17 protein-coding genes are annotated in these 16,033 nt (G+C 62.9%); 12 read left to right on the top strand and 5 right to left on the bottom strand.

Annotation, left to right across the window (positions count from 1 at the left end):
* Positions 1–67 precede the first annotated feature (67 nt).
* The 6 genes from L867_RS0119365 (at position 68) to L867_RS25810 (ending at position 5,827) form a co-directional block, all read left to right on the top strand.
* Complete coding sequence (locus tag L867_RS0119365; protein WP_028738397.1) at positions 68–1,126, top strand: isopenicillin N synthase family dioxygenase; 1,059 nt, start codon at positions 68–70, stop codon at positions 1,124–1,126.
* A gap of 174 nt (positions 1,127–1,300) precedes the next feature.
* Complete coding sequence (locus tag L867_RS0119360) at positions 1,301–2,344, top strand: ABC transporter substrate-binding protein (RefSeq protein WP_028738396.1); 1,044 nt, start codon at positions 1,301–1,303, stop codon at positions 2,342–2,344.
* A gap of 7 nt (positions 2,345–2,351) precedes the next feature.
* Positions 2,352–3,350, top strand: a complete 999-nt coding sequence (locus L867_RS0119355) for an ABC transporter permease (RefSeq protein WP_028738395.1) — start codon at positions 2,352–2,354, stop codon at positions 3,348–3,350.
* Positions 3,350–4,141 (top strand): ABC transporter ATP-binding protein, encoded by a 792-nt coding sequence (locus L867_RS0119350; protein WP_037173971.1) that lies wholly within the window; start codon positions 3,350–3,352, stop codon positions 4,139–4,141. Before L867_RS0119355 ends, L867_RS0119350 begins: the two co-directional genes overlap by 1 nt.
* Positions 4,131–4,466 (top strand): hypothetical protein, encoded by a 336-nt coding sequence (locus tag L867_RS0119345; protein ID WP_028738394.1) that lies wholly within the window; start codon positions 4,131–4,133, stop codon positions 4,464–4,466. The genes L867_RS0119350 and L867_RS0119345 overlap by 11 nt, the downstream gene beginning before the upstream one ends.
* Positions 4,463–5,827, top strand: a complete 1,365-nt coding sequence (locus L867_RS25810; RefSeq protein ID WP_084638650.1) for an O-acetylhomoserine aminocarboxypropyltransferase/cysteine synthase family protein — start codon at positions 4,463–4,465, stop codon at positions 5,825–5,827. The genes L867_RS0119345 and L867_RS25810 overlap by 4 nt, the downstream gene beginning before the upstream one ends.
* A gap of 89 nt (positions 5,828–5,916) precedes the next feature.
* On the opposite strand, the gene L867_RS0119335 is transcribed toward L867_RS25810, so the two are convergent.
* The gene (locus tag L867_RS0119335) at positions 5,917–7,356 is read right to left on the bottom strand and encodes an FAD/NAD(P)-binding protein (RefSeq protein WP_028738393.1); all 1,440 of its coding nucleotides are present in this window, start codon (positions 7,354–7,356) and stop codon (positions 5,917–5,919) included.
* 348 nt (positions 7,357–7,704) lie between these two features.
* On the opposite strand from L867_RS0119335, the gene tauA reads away from it, so the two are divergent.
* From tauA to L867_RS0119320, 3 genes are all read left to right on the top strand, one after another.
* Positions 7,705–8,715 (top strand): taurine ABC transporter substrate-binding protein, encoded by a 1,011-nt coding sequence (gene tauA, locus L867_RS0119330; RefSeq protein WP_028738392.1) that lies wholly within the window; start codon positions 7,705–7,707, stop codon positions 8,713–8,715.
* A gap of 76 nt (positions 8,716–8,791) precedes the next feature.
* Entirely contained in the window at positions 8,792–9,598 is an 807-nt protein-coding gene (locus L867_RS0119325; RefSeq protein WP_028738391.1) for a taurine ABC transporter ATP-binding protein, read from the top strand.
* Positions 9,595–10,428, top strand: a complete 834-nt coding sequence (locus L867_RS0119320) for an ABC transporter permease subunit (RefSeq protein WP_084638649.1) — start codon at positions 9,595–9,597, stop codon at positions 10,426–10,428. Before L867_RS0119325 ends, L867_RS0119320 begins: the two co-directional genes overlap by 4 nt.
* Before the next feature lie 89 nt (positions 10,429–10,517).
* On the opposite strand, the gene L867_RS27520 is transcribed toward L867_RS0119320, so the two are convergent.
* The 3 genes from L867_RS27520 to L867_RS25805 are packed head-to-tail and all read right to left on the bottom strand — an operon-like array spanning position 10,518 to position 11,565.
* Positions 10,518–10,655, bottom strand: a complete 138-nt coding sequence (locus L867_RS27520) for a hypothetical protein (RefSeq protein WP_156951577.1) — start codon at positions 10,653–10,655, stop codon at positions 10,518–10,520.
* A gap of 13 nt (positions 10,656–10,668) precedes the next feature.
* The gene (locus tag L867_RS0119310) at positions 10,669–10,869 is read right to left on the bottom strand and encodes a hypothetical protein (protein WP_028738389.1); all 201 of its coding nucleotides are present in this window, start codon (positions 10,867–10,869) and stop codon (positions 10,669–10,671) included.
* A gap of 54 nt (positions 10,870–10,923) precedes the next feature.
* Positions 10,924–11,565 carry an RBBP9/YdeN family alpha/beta hydrolase gene (locus L867_RS25805; protein WP_232363972.1) on the bottom strand — a complete coding sequence of 214 codons (642 nt, stop codon included), beginning with the start codon at positions 11,563–11,565 and terminating at the stop codon, positions 10,924–10,926.
* A 454-nt stretch (positions 11,566–12,019) separates the two neighbouring features.
* Between L867_RS25805 and L867_RS0119300 the strand changes: the two genes are divergently transcribed.
* The 3 genes from L867_RS0119300 to L867_RS0119290 are packed head-to-tail and all read left to right on the top strand — an operon-like array spanning position 12,020 to position 15,288.
* A complete protein-coding gene (locus tag L867_RS0119300) occupies positions 12,020–13,006 on the top strand; it encodes an amino acid ABC transporter substrate-binding protein (RefSeq protein ID WP_232363977.1) in 987 nt (328 codons plus the stop codon).
* A gap of 18 nt (positions 13,007–13,024) precedes the next feature.
* Positions 13,025–14,215, top strand: coding sequence for an amino acid ABC transporter permease (locus tag L867_RS0119295; RefSeq protein ID WP_051439103.1), 1,191 nt, complete (start codon positions 13,025–13,027; stop codon positions 14,213–14,215).
* Positions 14,212–15,288, top strand: a complete 1,077-nt coding sequence (locus L867_RS0119290) for an amino acid ABC transporter permease (protein WP_028738386.1) — start codon at positions 14,212–14,214, stop codon at positions 15,286–15,288. The genes L867_RS0119295 and L867_RS0119290 overlap by 4 nt, the downstream gene beginning before the upstream one ends.
* A gap of 244 nt (positions 15,289–15,532) precedes the next feature.
* Here the strand turns inward: L867_RS0119290 and L867_RS25800 are convergent.
* A partial coding sequence (locus L867_RS25800; RefSeq protein WP_037173969.1) for a helix-turn-helix domain-containing protein occupies positions 15,533–16,033 on the bottom strand: 501 nt, incomplete at its 5' end.

The raw sequence follows: 16,033 nt of genomic DNA, 5'->3' as shown, positions 1-16,033 counted from the left end.
GGCCGCCGGCGTTGTCAAATTCATCCTCCGATGGCTGCTCGGGGGACGCCCAATAAGGAGAACTCAAATGACCATACACACCCTCCCGGTCCACCTGCCGCTCATCGACATTTCGCGCTTCCATGCCGGTCCCGCCGAACGCGAACGCTTCATCGCCGACCTGCGCAAGATTCTGCACGATCACGGTTTCTTCTATCTCACCGGCCACGGCGTCGATCCCAAGCTTGTCGCCGACGTGGTTGCCAACTCGAAGCGCTTTTTCGCGCTGCCGCTCGAAGAGAAGCTGGAGATCGAGATGGTGAAGTCGCCGCATTTCCGCGGCTACAATCGCGCCGGCTATGAGCGCACCCGCGGCCAGCAGGACTGGCGCGAACAGCTCGACATCAATACCGAAGGCACAGCGGTCGAGATCGGCCGCGACACGCCCGCCTGGAAGCGCCTGCTCGGCCCGAACCAGTGGCCAGCCGCCCTTCCGGAATTGAAACCCCTCCTGCTCGCCTATCAGGCGGAGGTCACCCGCGTCGGTATCGACGTGCTGAAGGCGATCGCGGTTGCCCTCGGCCAGCCAGAGGATGCCTTTGCCCAGATCTATGAGCCGCAGCCGTCGCAGCTTCTGAAGATCATCCGCTATCCCGGCCGTGAAGTGGCTGAGACCGATCAGGGCGTCGGTGCCCACAAGGACGGCGGCTTCGTCACCGTGCTGCTGCAGGATACCGTTCCGGGCCTGCGCGTCCAGACCGAAGACGGCGTCTGGCTGGAGGCGCCGCCGGTGCCGGGTACCTTTGTCATCAACACGGGCGAACTGCTGGAACTGGCGACCAATGGTTTTGTTCGTGCCGACGTGCATGACGTGATCGCCCCACCGGCCGGCGTCGAGCGCTTCTCTGTCGCCTTCTTCCTGGGCTCGCGTTACGACGCCACCATCCCGGTCATCGCGCTGCCGGAAGAACTGAAGCGTGACGAGCGTGGTGTGACCGTCGACCCGCTCAACCCGATTTTCCGCGAAGTCGGCCAGAACCACCTGAAGAGCCGCCTGCGGTCGCATCCCGACGTCGCACGGGCGCATCACGCGGACCTGCTAACGCCGGAGCAGCTCGCCGGCGAGGCGGTTGCCTCAGCCTATTGACGCACTTCGGCCCCGGAGCGCCCTTGCGCTTCGGGGCCGAGCACGGACGCCCGCGCGTAACGCGCAGAAGAGCAAAAAAATCCTGCTCGGTCATTTCTATTAGTCTATAAAATCTATCAATTTTATATTGATTAATTAGTCTGTTCCCATCATCTCATCCATGGGGACAAGCCGATGACCAACACGCCCACCAGACAACAGCAGCCAGCATCCGGTGCGTTTTCGCGCCGCACACTCCTCAAGACGGCCGGCATCGCCGGAGCCGCCGCCGGTTTTGGTGCCCTCGCAGGCCGCAGCGGCTCCTACGCCATCGCCGGCAATCTCATCCCGATCAAGCTCGAATGGACCGAAGTCGCAGCCTGCCATTCGCCGGTGGGCTTCGGGCTTGCCAAGGGCATCTATGCCAAGCACGGCCTGGAGGTGGAACTCTTCTATCAGGGCGCCAGCGGCCAGACGCTGATCCAGGCGCTTGCAACCCGCAAGGCTGAAGCCGGACCCGGTCTCCTCTATGATTGGCTGAAGCCGATCGAACAGGGTTTCGACGTCAAGCTGTTTGCCGGCTCTCATGGCGGCTGCCAGCGCGTTCTCGTCAAGCCCGATTCCGGCATCAAGACGCTGACGGACCTCAAGGGCAAGACGATCGGCACCTTCGACGTCATGTCGCCGTCGCGCGTCGCCTTCTCGGTGGCGCTGGCCAAGGCCGGCCTCAACCCGGAGACCGACGTGACCTGGAAGGTCTTTCCCTTCGACCTCGTCGCTGAAGGCGTGTTGAAAGGCGAGGCCGATGCCGTGGCGCACATGGACCCCTGGGCCTATTCCTACGAAAAGCAGCACGGCTTCGTGAAGATCGCGGACACCCAGACCGGCGCCTTCCAGGACCGCGTGTGCTGCGTGCTTGGCGTGAACGGCGACTACTACGAGGCCAACAAGGATGCGATCAAGCGCGTCGCCGCGGCCAACCTGGAAATCCACCAGTACACGGCCAAGCATCCGGACGAAGTGGCCAAGTGGTACTTTGATACGCTGAGGCCGGGCCTGCCGCTCGAGGATCTCACCGAAGTGCTGGCCTCCTTCACCTATCACGACCACTGGTTCGGCAAGGAACTGCTGAAGGAGGTCAGGATCGGCTACGAGGACCTGAAGCTCACCGGCGTTGCCGATGCCTCCACCGATCCGGAGGAAATCGCCAACCGCATCACCATCGACATCTTCGCGTGATCCGGCCATGAGCGAGGTCATCCGAAGCGACATCGATCTTCTGTCCCGGGCGGCAACGCCCCGCAGAAACCTCCTGTGGCGCGACGGCCTTCTGGCCGCCGCGACCTGGGCGACGGCCGCCGCCATCACAGCACTGCTGCCCGATGTCATCACATGGGGCGCGACCGGCCTGTTCGCCATCGTGACGGGCGCCATTGCGGCCGTATTCCTGGCGCTCTCCCTCGCCGTCCCGCAATTTGGTCGTTCGGCGAGAACCCTGGTCCACTACGGTCCGTGGTTCATAGCATTGGGCATCTGGCTTGCCGCTTGGGAACTGCTGACGGCCAAGCTCGGCTGGCTGCCAAAGCCCTTCTTCTCGCCGCCGCAGGGGCTTTTGCATGTCTATGTGACAGACTGGGATCGCCTGCTCGTCTGCGTCGCCTACACGGCGCGGCTCTGGGGCCTTGGCTTCTTCTCCGGCATCGCGGTCGGTTTTGCCGCCGGCGTGGCGCTGGGCTGGTCGAACCGCTTCTCCTATTGGGGCATGCCGCTCCTGAAGCTGATCGGCCCGGTTCCGGCGAGCGCCTGGATCCCCTGCACCTTCTTCATCTTTCCGAGCACCTTCCAGGCCTCGATCTTCCTCGTTGCCCTGGCGTCGGGAATCCCCGTGGCGATCCTGACCGCCGCCGGTGTCGAACAGGTCAACCGCGCCTACTACGACGTCGCCCGCACACTCGGCGCCTCCAAACGCTACCTGATCTTCAAGGTGGCGATCCCGGCCTCGCTGCCCAATGTCTTCGTCGGTCTGTTCATGGCGCTCTATTATTCATTCGCCGTCCTGGTCGTTGCCGAAATGCTCGGGGCCAAGTTCGGGCTCGGCTGGTACCTGCAGTTCAACACCGCCTATTCGGCCTATGCCAATGTCTACGCCGCGCTGATCGTCATGGCGCTGATCTGCGCCGGCCTCGTGCACCTGCTGTTCGTCGCCCGAAACCGGCTTCTCGGCTGGCAGAAGGGGATCCTCTGATGGCGCTGGCTTACCAACAATCCGAACCGGCAAGCCGGAACCTGGCCCTGGATATCGACCGGGTGTCGCATGCCTACGATCTGGGCGAACGCCTCCTGCCGGTCCTCGACAATGTGTCAATCACCGTGCAACCCGGCGAGTTCGTCGCGCTGCTTGGGCCTTCCGGCTGCGGCAAGTCGACATTGCTGCGGCTCGCGGCAGGCCTCGAACATCCTCGCCAAGGCGAATTGCGCGAAGACGGCGAAACCATCGGCGAACCGAACCCCGACCGCATTCTCGTCTTCCAGGAGGCAACGCTGTTTCCCTGGCTGACCGTGCGCAAGAACATCGCCACGGGCCTTGATGCCCGCGGCGTGCTGCAAGAGCAGGGGCACCGAATCGACGAGGTGCTGAAACTCGTAAAGCTCGAAGCCTTCGCCGACGCCTATCCGCACCAGCTGTCCGGCGGCATGGCCCAGCGCGTGGCGATCGCCCGGGCGCTGGTCAACGATCCGAAACTGCTGCTTCTCGACGAGCCCTTCGGCAAGCTCGATTCGCTGACGCGGCTGTCGATGCAGAAGGAGCTGCTTCAGCTATGGAAGCAGGCCGGCTTTACCGCCCTGCTCGTCACCCACGACGTCGAGGAGGCCCTGCTGCTCGCCGACCGCGTCATCGTCTTTTCCGACCGCCCGGCGCGCATCGTCGCCGAGGTAACCGTCGAAAAACCGCATCCGCGCCGACGCGACGATGCCGAACTGGTGCAATTGCGCCAGACGCTCCTCGAACAGTTGGGGGTGGCTCATGACGTCTGAGACGCGGCTCCCCGTGCTGCTGGCGGCAATCGGCGTGGCCGTTACGGCACTTTCAGTTGGCTGGTGGTGGCTGATCTTCGGCACGGTCGTCGAAAGCGGCTACATCACCCATGTCCAGGCGGCGAGCTGCCTCGCCGGGACGTCGGCTCTGTGCAACCTCGCCCAGGCGCTCTGCACCAACGATCACCTGTTCGGCATCCGCTGGTATGCGCCCGAAGTCTTCTGGGCCGGTGCGGCAATGCTGACTGCCGCCCTCGTCCATCTCGCGATCCGGGCAGACAACCGGCCCGCCGATCAAACCCACTCAACGGAGGTAGAACCATGACCATTCAGCAGTCGACCGACACGATCGTGCAATCGGCAACGCCGCAAGTTCCTGTAGGCGCACCGAGCTTCAAGAGCCTTCACCCGGAAACCCTTGCGCTCCATGGCGGGAACTTCCGCTTCGATCCGACGACCGGCGCCGTCGCCGTTCCGATCTACCAGACCACCTCCTATCAACTGCCGGGCACCGAAGGCGCCGACAAGCTCTTCGCGCTCGAGGCACCGGGGCACCTCTACAGCCGGGTCTCCAATCCGACCCAGGACGCCTTCGAGCAGCGCCTTGCCGAAATCGAAGGGGGTGCCGCGGCCCTGGCAGTCGCATCCGGACAGGCTGCCTCAGCATTTGCCATCCTGAATGTCGCCCGCGCCGGCGACAACATCGTCAGCGCCGCCGGCCTCTATGGCGGCACCTGGGCACTGTTTGCCGCGACGCTGAAGAGCTTCGGTATCGAAACCCGCTTCGTCGACGCTGCCGATCCGGAAGCCTTTGCCCGTGCCACCGACGACCGTACGCGCGCCTATTACGCTGAATCGCTGCCCAATCCGAAGCTTGAAGTCTTCCCGATCGGCGAAGTCGCCGCCATCGGCCGTCGCTTCGGGATCCCGCTCATCGTCGACAATACCGCGGCACCGCTCATCATCCGCCCGCTCGAACACGGCGCCGCGGTCGTCGTCTATTCGGCGACCAAATATATCGGCGGACACGGCACGTCGATCGGCGGCGCCATCGTCGATGGCGGCAATTTCCCCTGGGCTGAGCTGAAGGATCGTCAACCCAACCTGAACGAGCCCGATGCGAGCTATGAGGGCAAGACCTGGATCGAGAAGGCCGATGCTATCGGCTTCTTCCCCTATATCCTGCGGGCCCGGGCCGTGTTGTTGCGCGACATCGGCGCGGCCATCAGCCCGCAGAATGTCTTCCAGCTGATCCAGGGCCTGGAAACCCTGCCGCTGCGTCTTCGCCAGCACAACGAGAACGCCATCAAGGTGGCCGAATTCCTCAAGAACCATCCGAAGGTCGCGAACGTGATCTTCCCGAAGTTCCAGACGGGACTGGCCGGCGAGCGCGCGGCGAAGTACCTGAAGTCCGGCTCCTATGGCGCGCTTATCGGTTTCGAACTTAAGGGTGGCCGCGAGGCGGGCCGGCGCTTCATTGATGCGCTCAAGCTCTTCTACCATCTCGCCAATATCGGCGACGCGCGGTCGCTGGCGATCCATCCCTCGACCACGACCCATTCGCAGCTTTCGGCCGACGATCAGCTCGCGACCGGCGTCACGCCCGGCTACGTTCGCCTTTCCATCGGCATCGAACATGCCGATGACATCATCTCCGATCTCTCCCAAGCGATCGACGCTGCCTGAGGCAACTTGGACAGCAGGAGAAGGGGCGGATGTGACACCCACATCCGCCCCTTTTTCTTTCGGGCTCGAAGACCACGTATGTGACTGGGTCAGCCGGCCAGCTTGCCAACATCCCGCCGGTCGGCCGCCAGTGTTTCGAGCGCCGTGCTCAACTGCTCGGCGACGAAGACGGCATGGTCGGTCACCTGCGGCAAGCCCATCAACTCGCCGAAGGTACCGCGCGCCAGGGGTCCGCCGATGAAGAGACCGGGTGCCGCCTTGCCGTCGACGCCAAGCGCGCGGGACCGGCTGTCGCACAAGAGCCCGAGCCCGGTCGGGCAAAGCGCCAGATAACCCTGCGTCTCCAGCTCGGTCAGGAACGGTTGAGACTTGAGAATGCCCCCATGGGCGGGACCCGTCGTCACCACAACCCAATCCACAGTCAATTCGCGTATGACGTCGCTTCCCTTCAGCTTTACGCCGACGTTCAAAGCGGGGCCGACTACTGAAGCGGTAGCAAGAGAGGCGGCCAGGACTTCCAGGCGGCCGGCACCGATCGCGTCATCCAGCACGCGCTCGACCTGCGGTGCGATCCGGAACCGGTGGGCATCCCAATAAGGTCGCACGTGACGTGCCAACCTGCGCCGCTCCTGCACGGGGAGGACCTGCCAGATCTGCTGGCCTTGGGCACGCACGGCATCAAGCACCGGATGCCAACCGAGGCCCAGGCGTCGCGCTTCGCGCAGTGCCCCCCGGATGCGGAATAGCAGTTGCGATGCGGTGAAGGCCGGCTGCGTGACGAAATCGCCAAACGGTTCGCGCGCCACGGCGGGATGGCCGCGGGATCTAAGGCCTCGGCGGGAGATGGAAACGATATGTCCGACATGACCGCGTTCGGATAGAGCCGCCACGACGTCGGCCGAGGTCAGCCCGTTGCCGATGATCAACACCCGGTCATTCACGCCGATCGCATCCAGCGCGCCGGGCGCCGTCGGATCGATAATGTAGTGCGGATTTCCGGCAAGCGGGGACAGCACCCGCGGAGGCGCCGTTTCAGGATGACTGGTGGCGAGCACGACGAGGTCGGCCTCCAGATCCGCCCCATCGGCGGCGCTGACGCGCCATCGGCCCTTGGAGCGCGTCAGTCCGGTCACGCGCGTCCGCCGATGTTCCACCGCGCCGCTGGAAAGATAGGGCGCCACCATTGCGAAGGCATAGTCCCCAAAGACATGGCGGCGCGGAAAGGGCTGGCCGTCCGGGGCGAAGGCCGTTTCATCACCCGCCAACGCGCCCGTCTCGGCGATCCACCGGGCAAAGCTTTCCGGATCGTCGGGAAAGAGGCTCATCTTCGAAGCCGGCACGTTGATCCGGTTCGCCGGCTCGTTGGTATCGTAGGCCAGGCCCTTGCCGAGTTTTTCCCTCGGCTCGAACACGACAATGCGCGCTTCGCGCCCCGCGCGATTTCGCGATGCCAGATGAAGGGCGACGGCGGCTCCGGTGAAACCGCCGCCGATGATTGCGACGACGGGAAGGGGGGCGTGGGGCGGCATTTCGATCTCTCCAACGAGGAATGGCACGGGACGCGAAGGCGCAACGGACCTCGGGTGAATGGGACGAAGTTATCCAGACAGGAGCGTCAAGCGAACACATCTATTTCTATAGATTCAGACCACTATAGATTATTTTCCCTCGCGCTCTACGCCTTGATGTCACGGACCTTGGGCGCTTCCCGTCGTCGAGACGGATCGAACTGCTCGCAAATCTGGCCAAGGCGGAAATTCGTGACCGAAAGCCTCGGAAAAAGAGAGGAATTTATCTCTACTAATTTGATGGATTAACTCATCATCTTCTCAATCGCATGCAAAGCATCCGCGACCAGCCAAGGAGAGGAAAGCATCATGGCATTGAAACGCAGAGATATAGCCGGCCTTGTCGCCGCCACCGCCCTTTTCACCATCCTGCAGGGAGCACCGGCTTTCGCCGCCGACGTCACGCTCAACATCGGCTACCAGCCGATCGTCGAGCCATCACGCGTGCCGCAGGCCGACGGCACCTATGAGAAGGTGACCGGCGCGAAGATCAACTGGCAGAAATTCGACGGCGGCGCCGACGTCATCGCCGCGATCGCCTCCGGCTCGCTCGACATCGGTTATGTCGGCTCCTCGCCGCTCGCCGCCGCCGCAAGCCGCGGCCTACCGATCGAAACCATCGCCCTCGTCGGTCTGATCAGCGAGGCGGAAGCCCTTGCCGTGCGCGACATTTCCAAGCCCGAAGATCTGGCCGGCAAGAAGATCGCCACGCCCTTCGTCTCGACCGCGCACTACAGCCTGCTGACAGCGCTGAAGCACTGGAACATCGATCCGAAATCGGTCGAGATCCTCAATCTGCGCCCGCCGGAAATTGCCGCCGCCTGGTCGCGCGGCGACATTGACGGCGCCTATGTCTGGGATCCTGTTCTGGCTGAGCTCAAGAAGTCCGGCACGGTGCTTGCGACCTCGGCGGACGTCGCCGACTGGGGTGGCCCGACCTTCGACGCCTGGATCGTCAGCAAGACGTTTGCCGAAGCCCATCCTGACATCGTCGCCGCCTTCGTGCGCGTCACCGGCGATGCGACCGCGGCCTATCGCGCCGACCCGGAAGCCTGGGGCCCGACCTCCCCCGAGGCCGAGAAAATCGCCAGGCTGACCGGCGCCAAGCAGGACGAAGTTCCCGCCCTCCTCAAGGGCTACATCTTCCCGACGCTGGAGGAACAGGCCAAGCCCGACCTTCTCGGCGGCGGCACGATCAAGGCGGTCGCGGAAACCTCGGCCTTCCTCAAGGAACAGGGCAAGATCCCGGCCGTCCTCGCCGACTACGCACCCTATGTCTCGTCGCGCTGGGTCGTCGACGCGTCCAAGCTTTCGTTCTGACGAGCCAGACGTTGGCAAGTGGCCCGGTTCGCAAGGCCGGGCCATTTCCGTTCAAGATCCAAGAGGAGATTTGACGATGAGCATACTGTCATTTCATGACGTCTCGCTGCGCTATCCGGCGCGTCAAGCCGGGTCCGGCCAGCCGCCGCTGGTTCTGGAGCGGATCAACCTTTCCGTCGAGACCGGAGAGTTCATCGTCGTCATCGGCCGCTCGGGCTCGGGCAAGACCAGCCTCCTCAATCTCGCCGCCGGTTTCCTGACGCCGTCCAATGGCCGGATCGCCGTGGACGGAGCCACGATCGCGGGACCGGGTGCCGACCGCGCCGTGGTCTTCCAGGACGATGCGCTGTACCCTTGGCTCGACGCCCGCGATAATATTGCCTTCCCGCTCAAGCTGCGCGGCGTGCGCGAAAAGGACCGTCGTGTCCGCGCCGAAGAACTGCTCGAGCTTGTCGGCCTCGCCGATGCGGGACGCCGGCGCATCTCGGAGCTTTCCGGCGGCATGCGCCAGCGCGTCGGGATTGCCCGAGCTCTGGCCTCCGATCCGCGTTTCCTGCTGCTCGACGAACCTCTCGGCGCGCTCGATGCGCTGACCCGGGCCAAGATGCAGGGTTTCCTGCTCGACGTCTGGTCGAAGAGCCGTGCAGGTGCGCTGCTCATCACCCACAGCATAGACGAGGCCCTGCTGCTTGCCTCACGTGTCATCGTACTCTCGCCCAATCCTGGCCGGCTGGCCGCTGACATCGAGACGGGTTTCGCCGCCGAACTGCTGGCCGGGGCCTCGGTCAACCAGATCAAGGCATCGCCGCTCTTCAAGCGCATGCATGACGGGCTGACCAATCTCATCCATTCGATCTCCGACGAAACCGAGGCGGCAGCATGACCCTCATCAGCGAAGCTCCCGTGCTCTTGTCAGAGACGCCCTCCGAACAGCCAAGACGGAAGATCGCCGTCCCGCTCTACGTCTATTCGGGCCTGACGGTGACCGCCATCGTCGCCATCTGGTGGCTGGCGGCGCGCCTGGAGCTGGTGTCTCCGGTCTTTCTCCCATCGCCGAACCTGGTGGCCCAATCGGCATGGAGCCTGCTGACCGTCGGCTTCGTCGATTCGACCCTTGCCGAACATGTTGTCGCCAGCCTCGGCCGGATTCTCGGCGGCCTGCTGGTCTCGATCCTTCTCGGGGTCCCGGCGGGCCTGGCGATCGGCACCAGCCGCATCGGTCGCGGTATCCTCGATCCGATCGTCGAGTTCCTGAGACCGCTGCCGCCGCTTGCCTATCTGCCGCTCGTCATCATCTGGGTCGGGATCGGCGAAGCCTCGAAGATCACCGTGATCGCCCTTTCCATGCTGCCGGCGATCATTCTGTCGACGGCCGCCGGTGTGCGCTCGGTATCGAAGGATCACCTCAATGCCGCCCGCTCCTTCGGCGGAACGGAACGCCAATTGTTGCTGCACGTGATCCTGCCCTCCGCCCTGCCCGCGATCCTTACCGGCATCCGGATCGCGCTTGGCACTGGCTGGTCGACCCTGGTCGCCGCCGAACTGGTCGCGGCAACGCGGGGGCTCGGCTTCATGATCCAGTCGGCCGCGCAATTTTTGGTCACGGACGTCGTGCTGGCCGGGATCGGTGTCATCGCCCTGATCGCCATCCTGCTGGAACTGGCAGCGCGCGCGCTCGAACGCTGGCTGGTACCGTGGGCCGCGGAAAAGTGATGCCCGTCGCTTGAGCCGCGGAGGAGAATGAAGAAAGGGCTCCCGGCCGGGGAGCCCTTTTCGTTTGTCGGCATTGCCGCTCGGCACCGTCAGAGAAAGACGAGCAAACCGGCAATGAAGAAGAAGGAGGCAATCAGCGCACCGGCCGGAAGCGCCTTGCGCAGATCGGGCCTGGCGGGATTTACGGTCCTTGACTGGCGGGAGGAGTTGTAGGGGATGTAGGACATGGAGCCCGCTCCCTCAATAGATCGGGAAAAAGCCCGATTGGAAAATCGCCTGATGTTCCAATGGCTTTTCATTGTCACGAATGTCGTGTTGTCGGGTTTCGGTTGCAGGCCGCGAATCCGCACCACGATCCCGCTCGGCGTCGCTCAAGCCGGCCTTCTCGCCGCGCGACGAGCCGAACAGGCCGAAGGAGAAGACATTGATCCCAAGGGGCATTGCGCATTCCTCCAGTGTTTTGCGAGGCCGTGCTCGCGTTGAAGCCGAGACTTCTCAATGAGCCGCCACGCCACGCACATCGGCAAAACGATTTTCGCTGACGATTTGGTCCTGCGCAGCGCGGTGACGGGCCGCGGTTTTCAGCAGCGAAAGCAGCTCGTAGCCGCCCGTCCAGCGTCCGAAACCGCTCTTGATATTGATGTGTCCGGCCTCGCCGATGTCGATGAGTGCGCTCTGCCAGGAACTTGCAACGGTCTTGACCTTGCTGAAGGTCATGTAGGGGTCGTCCAGGCTCGCGACCACGAGGCTTGGAAAGGGCAGCGGAGAAAGCGGCATATCACCAAAGTTGAGAACGCAAGGGTGAAGCTTCTCCGTCGCGACGAGGTCGCAAGGGGCGACAAGCAGCGCGCCGCGAATCCGGTTGGCCAGCGGGCTTGTCGCGATGTTGGCGGTCAGGATACAGCCGAGGCTGTGAGCGACGATCCACACGTCGTCCGAACACTCAAGGACCGCTTCAAGCCGGCTGCGCCAGTGGGAAAGGTCCGGGCAGGTCCAATTGTCCTGCTCGACGAAGACGGCATCCTCCTTGTCGCGCGCCCAGTGCCATTGCCAATGGCCCTCGCCCGAACCGTTCAGTCCGGGAAGAATAAGCGTCTTGGAATCGTCAGCAGGGCGCATTCGCATCATCGTGGCCATCCTCGACTTGTGATGTCTGAGAACGATTATGGCGCAACGCGCGGGCTTCGCTAAGAAAGCGACACCTATTCTCTATATATTTTGTAGAAATAATTTCTTGGAGCGTGCGAGGGCTGCACCGCCTGCCTCGCCAACGGCCGAACTTGTTCTTGGCCACGCCATAGGTTCTGCAAACAGCCTCGTTTCGATGAGATTGTGCTTCGCAACGCTATTTCCCTCGACATCACAAGGCACCCTTTGCTGCAGTGCGCAAACAGTGCCTTCTACGAGACTGCAATTTGGGCGACATGTTCAAAATCCGTGCATTCGACAAAATAAAATACCTATTACATAAATTTAGTAGATTTATGATCATGACAGTTCCGCATCGAACCCAAGCGATGGGAATTTCACGCAAGCAGGAGATATCATGTCGGATTTTTCGAAACTCAACCGCCTCGCTGCGATCGCCCTGATGGCGGCAACGGCCCTCTCGGCCGGCATTGCCAACGCCGGCGAGACGCTGGACAAGATCAAGGAACGCGGCCTCATCAAGGTCGGCGTCGGCACTACGCCGGGCTTTTTCTCGCCCGGCAGCGACGGCCGCTGGAACGGCTTCTTCGTCGACTACGGTCGCGCACTGGCCATCACCGTTTTCAATGACCCCGAGAAGGTGGAGTTTACCAATTCTTCGCCGCAGCAGCGCCTGCCGGCGCTACAATCGGGCGAATACGACATTCTCTTGTCCGGCGTCACGCAGACCATCACCCGCGCCTTCAAGCTGGGCTTCCATTTCGGTCCGGTGATCTTCTATGACGGCCAGGGTCTGTTGGTTCGCAAGGACCTCGGCGTCACCAAGGGCACCGAGCTCGATGGCGCCACCATCGGCGTCCAGAGCGGCACGACCGGCGAGTTGAACATCGCCGACTTCTTCCGCAAGACCGGCAAGAAATTCACGCCCGTGACGATCGAGGAAACCGGCGAATTCGTCAAAGCCCTGGAATCGGGCCGCGTCGACGCACTCACCCAGGACTCCACCGACCTGGCCGGCAAGCGCACCCAGTTGAAGAATCCGGACGACTACGTTCTGCTGCCCGAACGCCTGTCCAAGGAGCCGCTGGCTCCTGCGATCCGCGCCGGCGACGATCAGTGGCTCGAAATCGTCAACTGGACGGTCTATGCGACGATCCAGGCTGAAGAACTCGGCATCACCAAGGCCAATGTCGACGAGTTCCTGAAGAGCGAAGACCCGGCGATCCAGCGCTTCCTCGGCGTCGATCCGTCGCTCGGAGAAGCCATCGGCCTCGATCCGAAATTCGCCTACACCATCATCAAGACGGTGGGCAATTACGGGGAAATCTTCGACCGCAATATCGGCAAGGGCACGACGCTCAATCTCGAGCGCGGCTACAACAACCTGTGGACGAATGGTGGCCTTCTCTATTCTCCGCCCTTCCGTTGATCGAAACGGGGAAACCTCATGACGATCAAAGTACTGCCGGGTCCGAAAGGGCCCGGCTTGCTCATACGGGTATCCGAATGGATCGGCCCGCTGCCATTCAGGCAATCGGCCCTGCTGTTCGGCCTGCTGATTGCCTTCTGGTTCTTCGGCACCAACACGCTTGAAAGCATGAACCGGGCCGGCCTCACGCCGGGATTCGGCTTCCTTTCCCAGCAGGCCAATTTCGAGATCGGCGAAAGTGTGATCGCTTACCGGGCCGGTGACAGCTATGGCCGGGCGCTGCTGGCGGGCCTGGCCAATACGGCCAAGGTCGCCCTTTTCGGCTGCATCCTTGCAACCATCCTCGGCGTCACGCTCGGCATAGCGCGTCTGGCCGGCAACCGGCTGATCGCCGCGCTGATCCGCGGCTATGTCGAAATCCTGCGCGGTACGCCATTGCTGCTGCAGCTGTTTGTCTGGACGGGCATCTTTCAGAGCCTGCCGGCGCCGCGCAATGCCGTAACCGTGCTTGACCTCGCCTTTCTCAGCAATCGCGGGGTTTTCGTGCCCTCGGTCAGCATCGCCGGTTTCTCGGTCTTCGTCTGGCTCCCGGTGCTGTGCCTATTTGCCGGCGGGGTCGCCCTTGCCGCGCGGCGGATCTTCAAGGAGACGAACCTTTATATCTCGAAGAGCCTGGGGTTGGTTGCCGTTTCGATCGGCCTCCCGCTTGCGATCTTGGCATACATCGGGCACCCGCCTTTGATCGAGGTTCCGGCGCGAGGCGGTTTCAACATTCGCGGGGGCTGGTCGCTGACGCCCGAATTCGCGGCCCTTCTCACCGGCCTCACCATCAACGCCTCGGCAATGATCTCGGAGATCGTCCGTAGCGGCATCCAGTCGGTGCAAATGGGACAATGGGAAGCGGCCCGTGCGCTCGGCCTGAAACCGGGGCAGATCATGCGGCTCGTCGTCCTGCCCCAGGCCCTGCGGGTGATCACGCCGCTGATGACCTCGAGCTATCTCGACCTGACGAAAAACTCCAGCCTCGCGGTGGCGATCGGCTTTCCCGACATCGTCAGCGTCGCCAACACCACGGCCAACACCACCGGCCAGGTGATCGAGTCTATTGCGATCATCATGGTGGTCTACCTCACCGTCAATCTGTTCGTCTCGGCACTCATGAACCAATATAATCGCAAGATTGCGCTGAAGGGCGCCTATCCACGATGACCGTGATATCCCTGCCCTTGCCGGCACAGCGCCGTTTTGCGGCAATGCGCCTCCGGCTGCTCCTGGCCCATCCGGCCAATACCGCCGTCACGCTTGCCGTTCTGGCCGCGATCTCCTGGATCGCGTTTCCACTGCTGAAATGGGCGGTCCTGGACGCCGTCTGGTGGGGAACGTCGGATGACTGCGCCGCCAGCGATGCGGGAGCCTGCTGGGCCTTCATCGGCGTGAAGCTCCGCTTCATCCTCTTCGCCTTCTATCCGCCCGACCTGCAATGGCGGCCGGCGCTTGCCACCCTTGCGGTCTTCACGCTCTTGGCAATCTCGGCCATGCCGCGCTTCTGGAGCGGCCATCTGATCGGCGTGTGGATCGGTACCGTGATCGTTGCATACCTGCTGATATCCGGCGTCATTGCGCCGCCCCAAGTGTCGACCAATCAATGGGGCGGCCTGCCGATCACGATCTTCGTATCGATTGCAGGTCTGGGATTCGCCTTCCCGGTCGCCGTTGCCGTGGCGCTCGCAAGGCAATCGCGCATGCGCATCCTGCGCGCGTTGGCGGTCGCCTATATCGAGATCCTGCGGGGCGTTCCGATGATCGTCGTGCTCTATGTCGCGATGCTGATCGTGCCGACGGCTTTGCCGGCAGGTGCGCTGGTGGACAAGCTGTTGCGCGCGCAGATCGGCATCACGCTCTTTGCCTCCGCCTATCTTGCTGAAGTCATCCGCGCCGGCCTGCAGGCACTACCGCCCGGCCAGACGGACGCCGCATCGGCGCTTGGCCTTACCTACTGGCAAACTGTGCGCCTGATCATCATGCCGCAGGCCTTGCGAGCCGTCATCCCGGCGATCGTCAACCTCTCGGTCGGCATCCTGCTCAATACATCCCTGCTTGCCGTCATCGGCATCCACGACCTGCTCAACGCGGCAAAGTCGTCCGCGACCGATCCGCAGTGGCTCGGCTACTACACCGAAGCCTATGTGCTTACGGCCGCGATCTATTTCGCCATCAGCTTCAGCGCCTCGCGCTACAGCCTGTGGCTCGAACGGCATCTGCGCGCAAGTGGCCATCATTGAAAATGCGGTTGGATGTCCCGCTCGAAACGACCGCGTCGGCCGGCTTCAACCGCTCCGACGAGTCCAACCACGCATTCGACAGCAAGACCAGAAGAAATCGCACCGTGCTTTTGGCCGGAACACCGGAGTGCGGTTGATTCCAGCGTCGCGACCAGCCCCTCCATATCGAAGCGCGGGTCTTCGATGCAATCACACTTGGCGCACCGCAACGATTGAGCCTTCGCCCCGCCCTGCCGTCACTTGGCTAGACGGTGTCATCGTCATCCGATCGTTCAGCCGTCAACGAGGTACCGAATGTTCCTGGAAATTGCGGCTCATCTTCGTCGATCAAGGGCGAGGGCCGCGCATAGTCTGCAAGCTTGGCGATATCGGTGATGTCGACCTGCAGTCCTTTGATATTCACTCCGTGAGCCGACAGAGCTGAAAATCCGCGCGACAGGTTTTCCGCGGTCATGCCGAGATAGGCGGCCAGGACCCGCTTTTCGAACGGGATGGTCAGGCATCCTTCTCCACCCTGGCCGCGCTCTTCCCTGAGCAGCCAGTTGGCCAGCCGTTCCGTGCCGCTGCGCAGCTTCTGGTTCTTCAATTCCTTCACTGTTCGCCGATAGGCGCTTGCCAGCTCGAACACCACCGCCTTCATGAAATCGTGATCCTCTCCCAGCAGGTCCCGAATGAGAGTGGCTGGAATCATCAGGATCCGCGCGGGTGTCAGCGTCTTGGCGGACTGAAGGCAAATGTTGTTGTT

Origin of the sequence: Paenirhizobium selenitireducens ATCC BAA-1503 (assembly GCF_000518785.1) — a bacterium.
GTDB lineage: Bacteria > Pseudomonadota > Alphaproteobacteria > Rhizobiales > Rhizobiaceae > Allorhizobium > Allorhizobium selenitireducens.
This window is presented reverse-complemented; position numbering and strand designations above follow the sequence as displayed.

Excerpts from the sequence above, each read along its gene's own strand:
- L867_RS0119310 (WP_028738389.1), bottom strand. The coding sequence starts at position 10,869 with ATGCCCCTTGGGATCAATGTCTTCTCCTTCGGCCTGTTCGGCTCGTCG.
- L867_RS0119345 (WP_028738394.1), top strand. The coding sequence starts at position 4,131 with ATGACGTCTGAGACGCGGCTCCCCGTGCTGCTGGCGGCAATCGGCGTG.
- L867_RS25805 (WP_232363972.1), bottom strand. The coding sequence starts at position 11,565 with ATGGCCACGATGATGCGAATGCGCCCTGCTGACGATTCCAAGACGCTT.
- tauA (WP_028738392.1), top strand. The coding sequence starts at position 7,705 with ATGGCATTGAAACGCAGAGATATAGCCGGCCTTGTCGCCGCCACCGCC.
- L867_RS0119320 (WP_084638649.1), top strand. The coding sequence starts at position 9,595 with ATGACCCTCATCAGCGAAGCTCCCGTGCTCTTGTCAGAGACGCCCTCC.
- L867_RS0119350 (WP_037173971.1), top strand. The coding sequence starts at position 3,350 with ATGGCGCTGGCTTACCAACAATCCGAACCGGCAAGCCGGAACCTGGCC.
- L867_RS0119360 (WP_028738396.1), top strand. The coding sequence starts at position 1,301 with ATGACCAACACGCCCACCAGACAACAGCAGCCAGCATCCGGTGCGTTT.
- L867_RS0119325 (WP_028738391.1), top strand. The coding sequence starts at position 8,792 with ATGAGCATACTGTCATTTCATGACGTCTCGCTGCGCTATCCGGCGCGT.
- L867_RS0119355 (WP_028738395.1), top strand. The coding sequence starts at position 2,352 with ATGAGCGAGGTCATCCGAAGCGACATCGATCTTCTGTCCCGGGCGGCA.
- L867_RS25810 (WP_084638650.1), top strand. The coding sequence starts at position 4,463 with ATGACCATTCAGCAGTCGACCGACACGATCGTGCAATCGGCAACGCCG.
- L867_RS0119335 (WP_028738393.1), bottom strand. The coding sequence starts at position 7,356 with ATGCCGCCCCACGCCCCCCTTCCCGTCGTCGCAATCATCGGCGGCGGT.
- L867_RS0119295 (WP_051439103.1), top strand. The coding sequence starts at position 13,025 with ATGACGATCAAAGTACTGCCGGGTCCGAAAGGGCCCGGCTTGCTCATA.
- L867_RS0119365 (WP_028738397.1), top strand. The coding sequence starts at position 68 with ATGACCATACACACCCTCCCGGTCCACCTGCCGCTCATCGACATTTCG.
- L867_RS0119300 (WP_232363977.1), top strand. The coding sequence starts at position 12,020 with ATGGCGGCAACGGCCCTCTCGGCCGGCATTGCCAACGCCGGCGAGACG.
- L867_RS0119290 (WP_028738386.1), top strand. The coding sequence starts at position 14,212 with ATGACCGTGATATCCCTGCCCTTGCCGGCACAGCGCCGTTTTGCGGCA.
- L867_RS27520 (WP_156951577.1), bottom strand. The coding sequence starts at position 10,655 with ATGTCCTACATCCCCTACAACTCCTCCCGCCAGTCAAGGACCGTAAAT.